The 15,619-nt window shown below is 40.0% G+C and carries 15 protein-coding genes and 1 pseudogene; 4 read left to right on the top strand and 12 right to left on the bottom strand.

Going from position 1 to position 15,619, the window contains the following annotated elements:
* Both P2W73_RS18785 and P2W73_RS18790 read left to right on the top strand, forming a co-directional pair.
* A pseudogene (locus P2W73_RS18785) lies at nt 1-110 on the top strand (IS982 family transposase); the annotation flags it as partial.
* 24 nt (nt 111-134) lie between these two features.
* Nucleotides 135-893 carry a hypothetical protein gene (locus P2W73_RS18790; protein ID WP_276503635.1) on the top strand — a complete coding sequence of 253 codons (759 nt, stop codon included), beginning with the start codon at nt 135-137 and terminating at the stop codon, nt 891-893.
* Nucleotides 894-1,046: 153 nt separating this feature from the next.
* Here P2W73_RS18790 and P2W73_RS18795 read toward each other — a convergent pair whose 3' ends face one another.
* The 7 genes from P2W73_RS18795 to P2W73_RS18825 all read right to left on the bottom strand — a co-directional run bounded on the left by P2W73_RS18795 (nt 1,047) and on the right by P2W73_RS18825 (nt 9,511).
* Nucleotides 1,047-1,520, bottom strand: a complete 474-nt coding sequence (locus P2W73_RS18795; RefSeq protein WP_276503636.1) for an anthrone oxygenase family protein — start codon at nt 1,518-1,520, stop codon at nt 1,047-1,049.
* 611 nt (nt 1,521-2,131) lie between these two features.
* On the bottom strand, nt 2,132-3,043 hold the full coding sequence (locus tag P2W73_RS18800; RefSeq protein WP_276503637.1) for a DUF4249 domain-containing protein: 912 nt from the start codon (nt 3,041-3,043) through the stop codon (nt 2,132-2,134).
* A 3-nt stretch (nt 3,044-3,046) separates the two neighbouring features.
* Nucleotides 3,047-5,338, bottom strand: a complete 2,292-nt coding sequence (locus tag P2W73_RS18805; protein WP_276503638.1) for a TonB-dependent receptor — start codon at nt 5,336-5,338, stop codon at nt 3,047-3,049.
* Between the two features lie 205 nt (nt 5,339-5,543).
* Nucleotides 5,544-6,158 (bottom strand): HD domain-containing protein, encoded by a 615-nt coding sequence (locus tag P2W73_RS18810; protein ID WP_276503639.1) that lies wholly within the window; start codon nt 6,156-6,158, stop codon nt 5,544-5,546.
* 250 nt (nt 6,159-6,408) lie between these two features.
* Nucleotides 6,409-7,122 (bottom strand): hypothetical protein, encoded by a 714-nt coding sequence (locus P2W73_RS18815; RefSeq protein WP_276503640.1) that lies wholly within the window; start codon nt 7,120-7,122, stop codon nt 6,409-6,411.
* A gap of 319 nt (nt 7,123-7,441) precedes the next feature.
* Nucleotides 7,442-8,956: an outer membrane beta-barrel protein gene (locus P2W73_RS18820; protein WP_276503641.1), complete on the bottom strand. Its 1,515-nt coding sequence runs from the start codon at nt 8,954-8,956 to the stop codon at nt 7,442-7,444.
* A gap of 6 nt (nt 8,957-8,962) precedes the next feature.
* Nucleotides 8,963-9,511: an RNA polymerase sigma factor gene (locus tag P2W73_RS18825; RefSeq protein ID WP_276503642.1), complete on the bottom strand. Its 549-nt coding sequence runs from the start codon at nt 9,509-9,511 to the stop codon at nt 8,963-8,965.
* A 255-nt stretch (nt 9,512-9,766) separates the two neighbouring features.
* Between P2W73_RS18825 and P2W73_RS18830 the strand changes: the two genes are divergently transcribed.
* Nucleotides 9,767-10,801 carry a proline iminopeptidase-family hydrolase gene (locus P2W73_RS18830; RefSeq protein WP_276503643.1) on the top strand — a complete coding sequence of 345 codons (1,035 nt, stop codon included), beginning with the start codon at nt 9,767-9,769 and terminating at the stop codon, nt 10,799-10,801.
* Nucleotides 10,802-10,887: 86 nt separating this feature from the next.
* On the opposite strand, the gene P2W73_RS18835 is transcribed toward P2W73_RS18830, so the two are convergent.
* Complete coding sequence (locus P2W73_RS18835) at nt 10,888-11,640, bottom strand: sterol desaturase family protein (protein WP_276503644.1); 753 nt, start codon at nt 11,638-11,640, stop codon at nt 10,888-10,890.
* Between the two features lie 325 nt (nt 11,641-11,965).
* On the opposite strand from P2W73_RS18835, the gene P2W73_RS18840 reads away from it, so the two are divergent.
* Complete coding sequence (locus P2W73_RS18840) at nt 11,966-12,640, top strand: hypothetical protein (protein WP_276503645.1); 675 nt, start codon at nt 11,966-11,968, stop codon at nt 12,638-12,640.
* A 157-nt stretch (nt 12,641-12,797) separates the two neighbouring features.
* Here P2W73_RS18840 and P2W73_RS18845 read toward each other — a convergent pair whose 3' ends face one another.
* The 4 genes from P2W73_RS18845 to P2W73_RS18860 form a co-directional block, all read right to left on the bottom strand.
* Nucleotides 12,798-13,298 (bottom strand): SRPBCC family protein, encoded by a 501-nt coding sequence (locus P2W73_RS18845; protein WP_276503646.1) that lies wholly within the window; start codon nt 13,296-13,298, stop codon nt 12,798-12,800.
* A 580-nt stretch (nt 13,299-13,878) separates the two neighbouring features.
* On the bottom strand, nt 13,879-14,283 hold the full coding sequence (locus P2W73_RS18850) for a GreA/GreB family elongation factor (protein ID WP_276503647.1): 405 nt from the start codon (nt 14,281-14,283) through the stop codon (nt 13,879-13,881).
* 87 nt (nt 14,284-14,370) lie between these two features.
* Entirely contained in the window at nt 14,371-14,544 is a 174-nt protein-coding gene (locus tag P2W73_RS18855) for a hypothetical protein (protein WP_276503648.1), read from the bottom strand.
* A gap of 269 nt (nt 14,545-14,813) precedes the next feature.
* On the bottom strand, nt 14,814-15,473 hold the full coding sequence (locus tag P2W73_RS18860) for an RNA polymerase sigma factor (RefSeq protein WP_276503649.1): 660 nt from the start codon (nt 15,471-15,473) through the stop codon (nt 14,814-14,816).
* Between the last annotated feature and the right edge of the window lie 146 nt (nt 15,474-15,619).

Here is a 15,619-nt window from a genome sequence, read left to right on the forward strand (position 1 = left end):
AAATAAAGGCGCTATTCCTTAGAAAAATACACGCAGTGACCTTTAAAGGATTCCTGCTCAAACTGGTAATGTTTATTCTGGCTTTTACACTGAATAAGCTTACCAATTAACTAGCAACTTGAATTAACTATTCAATGAAAAGAATTACACTGTTTGCTGCTATTGCAGTTTTGGTCTCATTATCCTCTTGTCAAAAAGAACCCTCCAACACCCCTTTGCCTGCTGCATCGCTTAAGATAAAGACCTACACCGAAGATGTCAGGTCAGGTGCATGGGGCAACTCTGTTACCACTTACAATTTGAGCTACGATGGTAATAACAGGCTCACGGGTATGACAGATGCAGCCAATCCCGGCAACAAGTTCGTATATGCATATCCTTCTTCATCGAAGTACACACTTGACCTTTTCGTTGATAATATATTTGAATTGCATGCTGATTATTTGCTCAACAGCAAATCTCTTATAGACAGCACGTTTCAATACAATAATACCGGCGATACCATGACGGAAAAATATATTTATAATCCTGCCGGTCAGTTGACCAAACTGTACGAATATGATTACTACAATACAAGCTCAGATTTGTGGAATACTACCACCTATATTTATGATGGCGCCGGCAACCTGGTAAAATCACAAGACACCGACGACTATGTATACACCTATGAATATTATACTGACAAGCTGTACCTGGCGCCCCAGTTAGTACCCGTTACGGTTCCCAACCAAAAAGCCAACCTGCTCAAAAAGGTGACGTTAACCGAAAGTGGCACGGTGTCGGGAAGCGCCACTTCTACCTATACTTTCGATAGCAAAGACCGCATCAGCACCGTCAGGACTGAGTATAGCGATGGGGATGTGGTGATAAAGACGTTTACGTATTTTGATTGATGCTTTGTTTTCACGCAAATGTGCATAAGGAGCAAAGTCGCAAATGAGTTACGCTATGCTTTGCGTCTTATAATCTTTGCAGCTTTGCGTGAAATTTTCAAACTAAGACCTTCCGCGTGCCGGATAGACAAGTCTCCAATCTCATCCCGATAGCTATCGGGATCCTTTAAGCATCCCACTCATATAAAAACCAAAAGACGCAATAGACGTAAACGTTCTGATGGTATGAAATTCATCCCAGGTTTGCCTTAGCGATTGCCAGTTAGCAGGAACAGTCTCCGCTGTCCAGTTTTTGATCTGGTTATCTATCGGCACTTCTACAGCCACTGTAATAATTAAGGTGACCACCATCAGCACAAAGGAGATGGTGAACAGCCAAAAAACAGCTTTGTTTGTTTTATAGCTGCTCCACATGGACAGCAGCAGAAAAGCCAAAGCAGCCGGCATAATAATGCGCATAGGCACAGCCACATTGGCGATAATCGTTTTGCCGATATGAATAAACTCGCCGGCCGAAAAATTCTCCAGCGAACGGGTAAGCGTAAACCAGGTGCCCCAAAACACCCCGGTTACAAGCATCAGCAATATAATCGTGATAAATAAAACAGGCTTTTGTTTCATACTCATACTATAAAGTAACGATGGTTACAAAAGCCTTGCCAGCAAAAACCGGTTAATGAATAAATCCAGGCGGTGAAAGCGGGTTTGTTGAGGATGAGTGGAACGGCCCAGGGAAATAAGATCAGGCCGCATATGGCCAGGATAATGCCCATGACCTTCAAGAAAATATTTGCGTTAAACAATGCCCTTTGTTTGTCATAAACCAAATATGGGATGATGACTGTTACTGTAAAAGGCAATCTAAGAATATCACGAATATGCTTTATGATCGGGGGGCCTTGCATATTATTAATAGTTGGTCTTTCGACCAAAGAGTTTAAAGCAAGTGTAATTCTGCGGGTGAATGTATTGAATTTGGAGCCTTCCGTTGTTAATCCACATTCCCCTGCGCTACCCTGGTAAAGAATATTTTGGAAGTCTGTTATGTTCTTATCCGGGCACAGGATATTAACAATCCGGATTATAATGTGAACGGATGAGCCGGGACAAATCTAAATGACAATTTTGAATTAAGCTAAACCAACAACGAAGTCAAATTATACTGTTCCTTCTTTCACCTCCAGGTTATTTGAATAATTTGAGATATTGCTTTTTGCATTTCTTAATCTTGTCTTTTGTCACGGGTGATCCCGGGGATATTCAAAAAAGACTGAATCGGATAATACTGCTGAGCCGAAAACTCCTATAGCACCTTGTATTTTAGAATTAATAAAAACCGGTTCGACAAATGGATTATATATTGCCTGCAACTGATCGTCCAGGTCTTTATAAAACTCCGCGGAGTTTTTATCCAAAGACTGAATCATTATCCATCCATCATCACCCTGGCTATATTCATAGGTAACTTCAATTGACATGACTATTTTTTGTCCATCCGCATTCTCATCTGTAAAAACGATCCGCCCGATGTCCGTTACCGGAAATAATTCATTTGCACTTGCACAGGTATTAATAAATCCGTCCAGCACATGAGCATGTTTCACTGAATTGTCAATCATCCTGTTCATCTGGAAACGATAATAGTCCTGTGAGCCAGGGTGATCGGTGATTTTTATGATCACTCCATCATGTCCTCCATAAACATCAAAAAATTCCGGGGTGTATTCAATGGACTCAATGATAACCGCTTTTTGATTAATTGTCGTGCTGGCCGTATATGTTTCTCCTTTATAAATAACTTCGAGTGTGTAGGTCTTTCCATGTTCAGCCATCGTATTACCCCTGTAAAACGGTTCCCATCTGCACCTGAATTTATTATAAGTGGAATCGGGAACTAATAGATCAACTGATGATCCGCTTGTAATCTTTACAACCGCACCTCTTGCAAAGACCTGTTGGGGTGTAACTTTTGAGCTGAAAAAAGGGTTGCTGGTGCTGAGAAAAATGGCTGGAACTTTTCCCGGGTATAACATTCCTTCTATAAACACTTTACTGTTATGGTCCGCAGGAAAATTTATGGTTATATCTTTTTTGCAGCCAGCAAATAAAAGGATAAAGAAAACCGGTAAAAAAAATACTTTGCTCTTCATTTTCTAAAATTTAAAATTGAATGATACCGCGGGAATTATTGGCAACAGCGATACCTGCTTTGCTGTCGGCTTGGTTGTGAGTGCGTCAATTTCGAAGTAAACAAAATAGGGATTTAACCTGCTGTAAGTATTGTACAGCCCAAAGACCCATTCCCTTTCAAAACGGTTCTTAAATATTTTGGCTGTCTTTTTATGAGAGGCAGAGAGGTCTAACCGGTGATAAGAACGCAAGCGGTAGTTGTTTCTGCCTTCATATACATAATAGTTGCCTTCAAATATTGTCCCGGAATTAAGTGTGCTTATCCGGCCTGAAGGCACGGTATAGGCCCCGCCGGTAGAATAAACAAAAACGGAACTTACGATCCACCTTTTGGTGAGCTGATAACTGGCGGTTACTGACAAAACATGCCGCCTGTCGTATTTGAAGGGAAATTCTTTTCCAAAATTTAAGTCTTTAAAGTTTTGAGTGGTTTTTGATAAGGTATAAGAGACCCAGCCCGTGAGTTGGCCTGTATTTTTTTTAACAAAAAACTCGGCGCCAAAGCTTTTCCCTTTGCCATATACTATCAGGCTATCGGTATCAACGTTTATTTTCAGTTGTTTTCCTTCTCCGAATAAAACCTGGTTATCCATATCCTTGTAATAAAATTCAACGCTGGTTTCAATAGCATTGTCTTTAAAATTTCTGAAGTACCCGAGAGCATACTGTGTGGAAGATTGTGGTTTTGTTTTATTGCTGGATGGAATCCATATATCAGTAGGTAACCCTGCGGTAGAGTTGGGAATGAGATGAAGAAACTGATTCATTTTTGTATAAGATGCTTTAGTGGAAGCATCGGACCCGGCAGATAATTTTGCAGTGATGCGTGGTTCAATAAAAGAATAGATTTTGCCTGATACAGTAAAAATCGGAACCCGTAGTCCGTAATTAATGCTTAGTTTTTCAGAAACATCAAACTCATCACCGGCATATAGGGCCATTTCGTCGGAGTATAACTTTTGAATACTGTCTGTAACGATCTTAAGCCGGTTGCCCCGTCGGGGAATACGGTCAGAAAACGATGCAGGAGATAAGCGGTGACGGGTATAAGTAAAGCCGGTTTTTATTTTATGCCTTGTATTGGGCGTAATAGTTAAATCAGTTTTTGCGGTAATATCTCTTATCCCGGTATAAAGCAACGAATAATAATTATTTTGCGAGGTTGACAAGGCGAGGTTGTAATCATTATAAATAACAGAAGTATTTGAAAAAGTTTTACTACCAAACAAATGATTCCAGCGCAGGGTGGCGGTGCTGTTTCCAAAATCAGTCGTGTAGTTTAAGCTGTTTGCATTGTTGTAAGCCGCATTATCATTTCCTTTGAAAAAACTCAGAAATACATGATCTTTTTTCCCCAGCTCAAAATTCATTTTTGCATTTACATCGTAGAATTTATAGGACATACTTTCCCTGGGTTTACCGTAAGCCCGTAACAGTAAATCAATATGGCTTCTTCTGGCAGAGACAATAAAGGAGGATTTATTTTTTCGAATTGGCCCCTGAAAAGTAAGATTGTTAGAGAGCAAGCCTATTCCTCCTTCCATCTGGTATTTTGTTTTATTCCCTTCCTTCATAGTAATATTTAAAATAGAACTGAGCCGGCCGCCATATTCTGCCGGAAAGCTACCTTTAATCAGTTGTACATTATTGATGGAGTTTATATTGAATGTGCTGAACAAACCAAACAGGTGATTGGGATTATACACGGTGGCTTCATCCAGCTGCACTAAGTTTTGGTCCAGGTTACCGCCCCGTACATAAAAACCGGTTGTTCCTTCTTGCCCACCCTGTACGCCGGGCAGTAACTGGATAATTTTCATCAGGTCTCTTTCTCCCAGCAGCACAGGTAAGTTTTTGATAGCCCTGAGCGGCACATCAATAACACCCATTTGGGCTTTTTGAACGTTATGATCATTCTTTCCGGCGGTAACGATCACTTCACCTAACAGGCCGGTGGTATTTTCCAGCAATACATCCAACTGCAAATTTTCCTTAGCCATTATTTTTTTTGCCTGTATCTTATAACCCTGGTAGGAGATAATTAATTCAACTGTATCTGCCGTGAAAACCGTTAAAGAAAAAAAACCATACTGGTTGGTAGTGGTACCGGTTTTGTTGTTAGCGTTTACAACAGAAGCGCCGATCAATGCTTCTTTGGATGTTTCATCCTTTACATAGCCGCTGATGGTTATTTTTTGTGCTGAAGAAATTAAACCAGGTAAGGTTATGACAAAATATAGTAGTAGAAGTTTCATGAGCAACAGGTATTAATTTTTTTAAAAATTTCCTGGTATTATGTTCTCCTGATTTTTATGCTAATGGCAGAGCCTTAAGTCAATTGATCGTGTTTACCATGGCGAGATATACGACTATGTCAAAAGCGTTGGGTTCTAAACGTAATTTTTAAGGCCAGAGAATTTAATTACTTAAGCATTCGTGTCTTTTAGGATCTGCTACAAGTCACTTTACCATTGCCCTTTGTTTATGTTGAAATTGTTTAATCCATTCTTGTTTTATCGGTTCAAGATTCTGCAGGCAATAGCCGGTAAAATATTTGTGTGATTTTAAGAACCCGATGTTAAGCCGGCACCATTCTTCTTCGGAAAAATCAGTTTTATAATAATTTTGCAGCTCCTGTCTTAAATTATCATTCCATATGTTAAACGTATTTGTGCCCAGGTGATAAAGATCTGCATCGCACAAAATTTTTTCTACCAGATTTCCCGGCTCCTGTGGTATATGCGTTGCCTGGATGCCTGATGAAACCCGGTTTATGAGCTTTTTGTCTTCACTACAACGGTATAAGAAATCCTCAGCCAGTTTTATACTTTCTTTTTCATGTTCTTCGGAATGTCCGGCACTAAAACCTGTGTCATGAAACCATGCTGATATAAATAGAACAAACTGATCGTTGTCATTTAAGGGATAGTGTCCTGCAATCTCTCCGGCGGCACACACTACCTGCCGGGTATGTTCCAGGTTGTGAAAAGCAAACAGCGGGCTTACTCTATTTTTAAAAATTTCTGTTACAGCCTTTTTTGCTTCTCCCAGTATCTGTAATTGATGTGTGTTCACGACCCTCGTTTTGAAACCGTATAAGGAAAAAAGCTGTTATTATTTTTTAGAAACGCAGATACCAGAATCGTCTGCCTGTACATTAAACAGATAACCAGTATATTAATTTTAGTTGGGTAGCTGAAGAAATAATTGCCACAATTTTATTCATCTTGTCTTTTACTGGCAAGCAAAAAATCTAATTGCTTAAAAATCCCGCAGGCTAACTGCATACTGCGGGATTTAAGGAAACCACTGCTTATGCTAAAACTTATTGAATGGCTTTTAAAAATATTTCCTCCTTGTCTGTAACATTTTCTTCTTTTACCAGACCTACACCCGGCGCATAAAATTTATTTTCATTCAAATCCGGTTCCAGTGCTGTCCAGTTTCTTGTTTTGATACAATTAGTGTAAGTCCCCAAAGGAATAGTAACGGTTAGTCCGGTAGCAGTGATCTCAGCCTCGTCCTCCGCATGATTGAAATAATATTCTTCGCGATACTTCATCCCTGTCTGCGGATTGGCTGGCATAATGGTGCCGGGTTGAGCACCATCCACACCAGCCTCCCATGAACCCCCATGATCCAGCAGGACGCCATTAGCGCTATAATTATCAACTGCTTCACCGAAATACCATACGTTGCCATCATTGTCCTGTGCATACCAGTCCCAGGCCTCTTCAATCAATGTTCCATTGACATATGCTTTGAAGTTGACTATAACGCAGGTAATACCCAATATTACTTTGGTAGTAGTGAGCCGTTGTTCTTCTATCCGTTCAAGGCCGTCTTCGGTTTGCCCTTCATAAATATATTTTTTGCCCTCAGTAGCCGGAAAGTAAGGATTGGTGATATTGGTACTGTTTGTAAACTTTGTAATGTTTACATCAGGTTTGTAACCTGAGTCAATAATACGGGTAGTTTCTTTTTTACAGGAAGGTTGTAACAGTAACGATATTGTTACAAGCAATAATAAACGTTTCATTTGTTTATTTTTTATTGTTTTTTCGTCAAATGGAATTGGTGAGATCAGTTATATTTTATTTTAGCCTCATCGTCCGCCAACCGGCGGATCGCCAAAAAAATTATCATCAAGGTTTATAAAAAAATGCCCGATAATTTTTTAAGTTTTTAAGGTTCATTTCATATTTCAGGGTTTTGATAAAAGACAAACAGTATAGCCTGGTAATGCCAGCTTAAGATGCTGATGAAAACAAATTGTAAGAAAACCGGAAGAAAGATTAATCTATCTTAAAATATAGATAGCAGTCAATGGAGTTTTGGTTGGGTACTATTCAAAATAGTTATTGAAATTTATAAGTGATTCCAAGGCTGGCTCCAAAACTATAAGGAAAAGTTTCTACCACATTATTTTCTGTGATCGGTGAGATGGCATACCTGAACACCGGACGCAGACTAAAAGATAATTTATTATTTACGTTGTACCGCAACTCTGCATCAGCCATTAACGACCAGTAAAATGATTTTGTACCATTGAGTTTATTAATAAAAACAGTTTCGCGGTTTGCTGCATCTTCTATTTCTGTTTCCAATTTTGCTCTTGTAATAAAATTAGCCTCCAGGCCTGCGCCTGGTAAAAAAAGAAATCTATTTTTTCCAACAGTATATTTAATGACAAGGGGTACACTTATTGAGTGCAGGCTGTGGGTTGCCTCTGTCGTTGTGAGACTGTCACCAAAGGCAGGTGGTGACCCAAAACCAGGTTTTATATAGGCATAGCCGGATGAAGTGATGTATTTGTAAGCAATGTCTCCGGCCGGATCCTGCAGGGCATATATCTTCTGGGGACTGATGCCAATAGCTGTATTGGAATAGATAAGACCGGTTTGCACGCCCCATCTTTCTTTCAGTTGCCTTGTCGCTAAAATTCCAACAGAGAAGGAAGGTTCGTGTACTTCGCGGTGCTGAATAGAAGTTATAGCGTTTGGCTGATCGCTATCCAGCTTGTAATTTACCCTGTCATAGGTCGCCAGCCCGGTAAGTGTCCAAAACGGTTTGAAATGATGTATTCTTTTTGAGCTTATATTTTTTGCCGCATCATTTTTCAAAACAGAATCAATACTGGCAGGTATTTTAAATCCGCTGGCTATCGGATCTTGTGTACCGGCGAATGACCGGGCATCAATTTTTATGAGCTTAATTGCTTCAACCAGTGGAGCGAAGTTTCTTTTTTCTTTTGTTAAATTTTCCCGGGATCTTATTGTAGCAGCATTAACAATTATGTCGGATTTTGATGGATCGGGAATTGTTTCTTTATTACCGGCAAGTGATTTTATTTGCCTGGTAAACTGTTTGTTTTTTTGTACAGCTAATTTATTATCCTGCTGTTTTTTTTCGATCGTGACCGGATCAATGTCGTGGTCACTGTTTTCTTTTTGTTTGGGTTGAGCATATTTCTTAGCGTCATCGGCAATAGTTTTGTTAGTAGTTTTTTCTTTAGTGCTTAGTTCTTCGTCGCCAGGGATAGATTTATCGGTGTTTTGATTTCCTGCATCCCGGGCATTTATTGTTTCTTTAGCCGGAGTAGCGGCATCATTTTTTTTAGTAATGATTTTTTTAGTTGAATGACCAGAGCCGGTTCTCACTATGCCTGATTCATATAATACAAATCCAGCCAGCAGGAATGACAAAAGAATAGCGGCTCTTTTCCATCCTATAAATCTTTTTTTATAGTATTCCGCATCTTTTTTATCAAGATGAGCAAAGAGGCTTTCCTTTAGGGAAGCTGAGGGTGTTTCTTCATTTTCTTCCAGCTCCGAACGGAACAGATCATCAATATCGTGTAAATCTTTGTTCATAGGTTCCTATTTAAAATGAGCTAAGTTTTTTTTTTCTGTTAATGCTTTTTGCAGTATAGTCCGTGCATCCGAAAGATTGGATTTGGAAGTGCCTTCCGAAATGCCCAGGGCTTCAGCAATCTCCCTGTGCTTGTATCCTTCAAATACATATAGATTGAAAACAAGCCGGTAACCGGCAGGTAAGGACTGAACGAGCAAAATCAATTCTTTTGCACACAATTTTGCAAATATGTCAGGGTCATCTGATGCGCCTGATCTTTCAGCATCTAATTGAATAACAGGATACAGGTGAGATTTATTCCTGTACCGAAGTAAAGCACAGTTTACCATTATCTTTCGTATCCAACCTTCGAAAGAACCACTTCCTTTAAATTTTTTGATATAAGTAAAGACCCGTAAAAAACCCTCATGCAAAACTTCCTCTGCTTCTTCCCTGTTTTTTGCGTACCGCATGCATACCCCCAGCATTTTGGGTGCAAAAAGGTCGTAGAGCTTTGTTTGAAAAGTTCTGTCGCCTGCTATACAACCCTTTATCAGTTGTTCTGTGTCTGGCAATTGGTGGTGTTTTGGTTGTGTTTACTATGGATAGATATGCAACTATGTCAAAAACGTTGGGTTATAAGCGTTATTTTTTATGACAACTGCAAGTATTCTCCTGGGTTCAAGATCTTTTACTTTCCAGCCGGGTCTTGGCTTGGAAAGTAAAAAGGTCCCCTTTTACACGGTTCGTGGACACGAACCGTGGCGTTGGAATTCTTAACTTTAGTACGCTGTTCGCATTTTACCAAACTGCCACCAAAAACCTTCAACATGAGAAAAGCTGCTTTATTCATTTTCACTTCCATAATCTTATTATCCTGCAAGGAACAGGCCAATGATAAAGCGGGGGCATCAATGCCGGTGTCCCAATATTTTAATTATGGAGATACCGGTGTGCAGATGGCGGGTATTAAAATGATACCCGTTAAAACTCCGTCGGGTGAATTTAAAGTATGGACAAAACGTTTTGGTAATAATCCACGAATCAAAGTGTTGTTATTGCATGGCGGACCTGCCGCTACTCATCAGTATATGGAGTGTTTTCAAAGTTTTTTTCCAAAAGAAGGAATCGAATTTTACGAATATGATCAGCTTGGCTGTGGCAATTCGGATAAACCTGCCGATACCAGTTTGTGGACACTGGATCGCTTTGTAGATGAAGTAGAACAAGTGAGACAAGCTATCGGCGCTGACGAAAAAAATTTTTACATACTCGGCAATTCATGGGGAGGAATACTTGGAATGCAGTATGCGCTGAAGTATCAGGATAAAATGAAAAGCCTGATAGTTGCCAACATGATGGCAAGCTGTCCTGAATACGGAAGATATGCCCAGGAAGTATTGGCAAAGCAAATGGATACGGCAGTACTTGCAGAAATACGAAGTTTGGAAGCAAAAGGCGATTTCAAAAATCCAAGATACATGGAGCTGTTGGTTCCTAATTTTTATAATGAACATATATGCAGGCTTAAGGAATGGCCCGAGCCGGTAAACCGTGCTTTCAGCAATATCAATGAAACGATCTATGTTCAAATGCAGGGACCATCAGAATTTGGTGTTGGCGGCAACCTTGCCAACTGGGATGTAAAAAACAGGTTGAAAGAAATAAAAGTTCCAACGCTGATGATTGGAGCAAAACATGATACGATGGATCCGAAAGCAATGGAGGAGCAAAGCAAGTTGGTGCAGAAAGGCCGTTATCTGTATTGTCCCAACGGAAGCCACCTTGCTATGTGGGACGATCAAAAAGTGTTTATGGATGGCGTGATAAAATTTATAAGCGATGTAGATGAAGGAAGATTTTAGATTTAAACAAATCCATTGCCCTGGTTCGTGACGAATCGTGGCGTTGGGAGTGAGACCCGGCCGGGAAACAAAAGGCCCCCCAAATCCTATCTCCCTTTCACTTCTTCAAACCTCTCATCATAATCACTTCTTATTGTTCCCATCATTCTGTCCCAGAAAAGAAAATACAAACCATAATTTCCTTTGAAATATTGGTGATGCAGATTATGATTGACGGAGGTGTTGATCCATTTGCCAAACCAATTCTTGCTAAAACCTTTTGGATAAAGCTCATAACCTGTATGGCCGTACACATTATAAATAATAGAAAGCAAAAAGAAAATTGGCAAATGAAGACTGTGAATGGGAATGGTGAAAAGAAAAACTGCGGTGATTCCAACCTCCACGATCGCTTCTAAAGGATGAAATGCATAAGCAGCCCAGGGTGATGGGTTGGTAGACTGGTGATGAACCAGGTGGAAGATCTTAAAAACTTTTGGATGATGCATCAGCCGGTGAGTCCAGTAGAAATAAGTGTCGTGAATGATGAACATCAGCGGGAATGCAGCATAGAAATAAAACCATCCATACTCCTCAATTTTTGTGTAATGAGTAGTGTAAGGCTCAATGGCAGGGTTTTTAATAAGAAACAAAGGAACAAATGCAAAGAACAACATGGTAATGATTGAATAGACAATTTCACGTAAGTAATCTTTTGTCTGCGGAAACCGCTGCTGAATTTTTTTATGCCTGATCCATTTGCGCAATAACACATAACCAATAAGAAAGGCAATGCCCGCAATGTAAAAGTATCTTGTACTTACATTTTGCAGAATAGCGAAATAGTCATTCCAGGTCATATTCATTTTATTTTTTCAGGAGTTGCAGGCAATTTTTCATTGCTGCAAAAAATAGCGTTCGGGAGTTTTTCTTTGACTGTAATTACTTTTTCCGGTTTACCGTGACAGAAAATAATGGGTATATGTTGTCGTTTTTGTCTCCCACAGCCATTCCGTCGACAAAGTTAGTGTCCGTAACTTTAGGTCCAATAACATAGGTGCGATGAAAAAATGCCGGCTAATCGAACTTATAAAATGTTTACAGAATGGTTTGAAGTGAAGCCGCAGAGTATGCTGTATGATATGGCAAACTATCCTTTTGAAAAAGAGTAAAAAATCCAACGTTATGCAAACATACATCAACCAATTGCTTGCAGATATTACTTACGCCACAGAAAACATAAACCTGCCGTTTGTTGAAAAGGAACTGTACCTGCAAGACTGGATTTCTGATGAAGACGAAGATAAAACCGCTCCTGTTCGTAACCTGGAAGAGTGGACAGGCATCAGCAAAGAAATGCTGCCACCGGAAGGAAGGCTGAATGATGAACAGGTGAATCGTCTTCTTGATGCATTGAAAAAAATGCTGGATGCATACAATTGGTCATTTGTATTACAGACACAAGTTCCTGAGCGCATTCAATACACCGCCATTCGTGATAATTTTAACCAGGAAGCAAAATTAAAACGCTGGCACATGGGATTTTTTGAGCTCTGCCGCCCGGGCACAGAACACAAAAAATGTGCACTGGGCGAACATTGCCAGTGTGCATTTTATGCAGCACTGTTTTCCGGCTTTATTGATGAAGGCCTAAGCCCTGAAGAAGAACGGGCAAGAGAACTGGAAATTGAGATCAGTCACATCAAAAGAAAATACGGTGATGACTGGATGAAATATTATCCCTACCATCTTGATAAAAACTATGATGATGAAAACGGCAATCCATACGATTATGGTTTTGACCCCGGTAGTTATCGGGATGAGGATGATGATGAAGATGATAATTGGTGGCGTAAGTAAAAGATGGTAGCCAGCCGCCGGGCTTCAGTTCTGCCATCAGCAATCTTTACGATTCAAGGCACAGTTGCATTCTCCATGCAATCATTATCAGGTATTACATAATAAATACAGGTGTATGAAGACACACACCTGTACTTTGAGATTTCGACGGCCAATATTATTTAATATTTTTTTCCAGCTTGTCCAGTGATTCATTCCACCCTTTTATACATTCATCATGCATCTCTTCCGGTATACCTTCATGCTCCAATCTTAATTTTGTTGCGCCATCGGCTTCTTCCAGCTCGAAGGTGATCAGCAATTCCAAGGGCCAGTCTCCGGGCAGGCCATATTCGGAGGCAGAAGTGATATTTCCTTTTGAGTCAGCAAAACTATCCGTAACAACCAGTTTTTTCTCCGGAATAAATTTAACCACCACACCGGTAGACCAATAGTCTTTTCCATCGGGCCCGCGCATACAATTCAAATACCTACCTCCCTTCCTTGCTTCCATGGTACTGGATGGACAGGTAAATCCTTCAGGCCCCCACCATTTTTTAAAGTATTCAGCCACTGTCAGGGCTTGCCATACCTTACTGACCGGCAATTTAAAAACCCGGTGTATTATAATATCATTTTGGACAACGTTATCTTGCCGGCTCTTTGTTTTTGTTTCCATTTGATTTTATTTTAGAATTAATAAAATAGGGGTTCACCTATAAAAGGCAGAAAACATAGCAGCCGCTTTTATTGCCCCAAATAGTATGCCTTTATGCCATTATGTGCGTAACCGGTACAAATTCCACGCATGGCGTCGTAGCAATTGCCTGAAGCTGAAATGCAAGAGTTAGACGAGGGTTCAGCATTACTCTTTCCAAAAATGTTTTGACAGAGAACAGTTGGAAAAATAACTGGTAAAATAAAACACTAAAGTGAAATATTCGCTTTGAAGTAAGCAAAACACCACTGGAAACGGACGCAGATGCGATTGGAGATCAGTCAACCTGATTACATGAACACCCCAGGGTACAAGCAAAAAAAGCTGAATCGGGCTGGCTTTTGATCAATGACCCGATTTTTTTTAGCACAACAGCCCATTGAAATACTGAGAAACAAAAATGAGAAAGAACCTGCTGAACCGTATTCCAGCAGGTTTGCACAAGTATCATTTCCCAATAAATTGCCGGTTATTTGTTTTGTCCTTTTGTTTGGCCTGGACCAGGCAGGAATTCCTGGGCGCCCTGCTCATGAGACAGGATTCATAATCTGTCATTGATAACATCTTTAATATGGAATGTTTTATCTCCCGCAGGCATTTCCCAATTAATTTTTGATCCTTTACGATATCCAATCAAAGCAATTCCTAAAGGTGCGAAAAGCGACAACTCTCCATTGGTTAGATTCGTATGTCCTGGTTGTACCAGCCTGAATTTTAATTTGCGCCCGGTTGATTCCTCTTCCACTTCAACCAGAGAGTTTGAACGAATAACATCCAACGGAATGTCCTTTTCGTTTTCATGTATTTTCGCATCTTCCAACTCCTTATATAGTTGTTCTGCATTTTTATTTTCGGCTGACATTGGTGTCATCCTCGAAAATATATATTTTACCAGGAGATCATAGTCCCTTTTTATTAGAATAAGTTTGTCCTTAACTGCTTTCATGATTTATAATTTAATGTGTGATTTTTTTACGACCTTATTTTTTTTCTACTCCATATATTTCCCCGAAATTCTTCGTCTCAGGGATATTTAGCCTGCGGAAAAAATATATAAGGCCAGCAACAGGAGTGGTGATGATAAAATCAATCCCCAATAAAACCGCGTGTCACTGGCATAGCCGAATAATAATATGGTCCCATTAAGTAATGCCAGTATCAATAAAATGATACCACGTACCGAAATCAATGGAAGATTCCGTGACATAGCACTGCTATTTAAAATGAATAAAAATGAATACCGTCCGATGACCCCGGGTGACTTAAAAATTGTCAGGCCGGGGTTAACCTACCAAAGGCTTTTTGATTGGAAAAGAAGTTCAGCCGGGTGGTATAACCTGGATATTCCCTTTGCAATTCTGAATCATTACAGGGAATCGACGAAGCTTGTATGGAAAAATAAGATTTCAATTGTCGCAAACTTACTGCATTTAATCCAACCGATCAAACAGCAGTTCCTTCAACTATCGATGAAATTTATAGAGCCATAATTTTCGACATGACCCGTTCTATCATCTTGTCACAACGGGAAAGATGAAAATGAAGAATATCTTCTTTCTTATAATAACTGCTTAACGATTCTTTCAATAAGGCTTTGGCCCGGTTGAGCCTCACTTTCACGTTGGCTTCGCTCAGATCCAGGCACTCCTGCGTCTCTGCTACGTTCAGGCCCTCAATCTCCCGCATGATGAAAACAATTCTGTATTTATCAGGAAGATTACGAATGGCTTCCTCCAGAATGACTTTTAATTCAGCATTCAACACTTGCCCAACAGGCGTTCTCACGGTGGCTGTCTGTTGCTGATAAATTTCTTTATCCATAGTATCGTCATTCATATTGATGGACCGGCCTCTTTTTTTTAATCGTAACAAGCTTTCATTGATCAGTATTCTTGTCAGCCAGGTAGAGAAACTTGCTTTAAAAGCAAATTTGTCCAGGTTCTCCCAGGCATTGATATAGGCTACCTGCATGATATCTTCCACTTCCGCGTCATCATTAATGATTGACATCCCCACCCGGTAAAGACGTTGGTTGTACCGGCGAATAATGATCGCATAAAGGTTTTTTTCACCGCTTAATATCCTGCCGATAATCTCTTTGTCAGAGATAGTATCCGTTGCAATAGCGTCCCGCATGTCCGTAATGTTGATCAATCTATAATTAGAGTAACGGGGAATGATAAGGTTACAAATTTATCTGAATATTTTTTTTGTAACCTTTCAACGCATTCCAGCTCCAATGAATGCGCCGGATGATTTTTGCCAGCCGTCGCTTTTGAAAA

The organism is Terrimonas pollutisoli, from assembly GCF_029360765.1.
In the GTDB taxonomy this organism is placed as follows: domain Bacteria; phylum Bacteroidota; class Bacteroidia; order Chitinophagales; family Chitinophagaceae; genus Terrimonas_B; species Terrimonas_B pollutisoli.

Coding starts and splice junctions, on each gene's coding strand:
- P2W73_RS18790 (WP_276503635.1), top strand. CDS start 135: ATGAAAAGAATTACACTGTTTGCTGCTATTGCAGTTTTGGTCTCATTA.
- P2W73_RS18795 (WP_276503636.1), bottom strand. CDS start 1,520: ATGAGTATGAAACAAAAGCCTGTTTTATTTATCACGATTATATTGCTG.
- P2W73_RS18800 (WP_276503637.1), bottom strand. CDS start 3,043: ATGAAGAGCAAAGTATTTTTTTTACCGGTTTTCTTTATCCTTTTATTT.
- P2W73_RS18805 (WP_276503638.1), bottom strand. CDS start 5,338: ATGAAACTTCTACTACTATATTTTGTCATAACCTTACCTGGTTTAATT.
- P2W73_RS18815 (WP_276503640.1), bottom strand. CDS start 7,122: ATGAAACGTTTATTATTGCTTGTAACAATATCGTTACTGTTACAACCT.
- P2W73_RS18820 (WP_276503641.1), bottom strand. CDS start 8,956: ATGAACAAAGATTTACACGATATTGATGATCTGTTCCGTTCGGAGCTG.
- P2W73_RS18830 (WP_276503643.1), top strand. CDS start 9,767: ATGAGAAAAGCTGCTTTATTCATTTTCACTTCCATAATCTTATTATCC.
- P2W73_RS18835 (WP_276503644.1), bottom strand. CDS start 11,640: ATGACCTGGAATGACTATTTCGCTATTCTGCAAAATGTAAGTACAAGA.
- P2W73_RS18840 (WP_276503645.1), top strand. CDS start 11,966: ATGCAAACATACATCAACCAATTGCTTGCAGATATTACTTACGCCACA.
- P2W73_RS18845 (WP_276503646.1), bottom strand. CDS start 13,298: ATGGAAACAAAAACAAAGAGCCGGCAAGATAACGTTGTCCAAAATGAT.
- P2W73_RS18850 (WP_276503647.1), bottom strand. CDS start 14,283: ATGAAAGCAGTTAAGGACAAACTTATTCTAATAAAAAGGGACTATGAT.
- P2W73_RS18855 (WP_276503648.1), bottom strand. CDS start 14,544: ATGTCACGGAATCTTCCATTGATTTCGGTACGTGGTATCATTTTATTG.
- P2W73_RS18860 (WP_276503649.1), bottom strand. CDS start 15,473: ATGCGGGACGCTATTGCAACGGATACTATCTCTGACAAAGAGATTATC.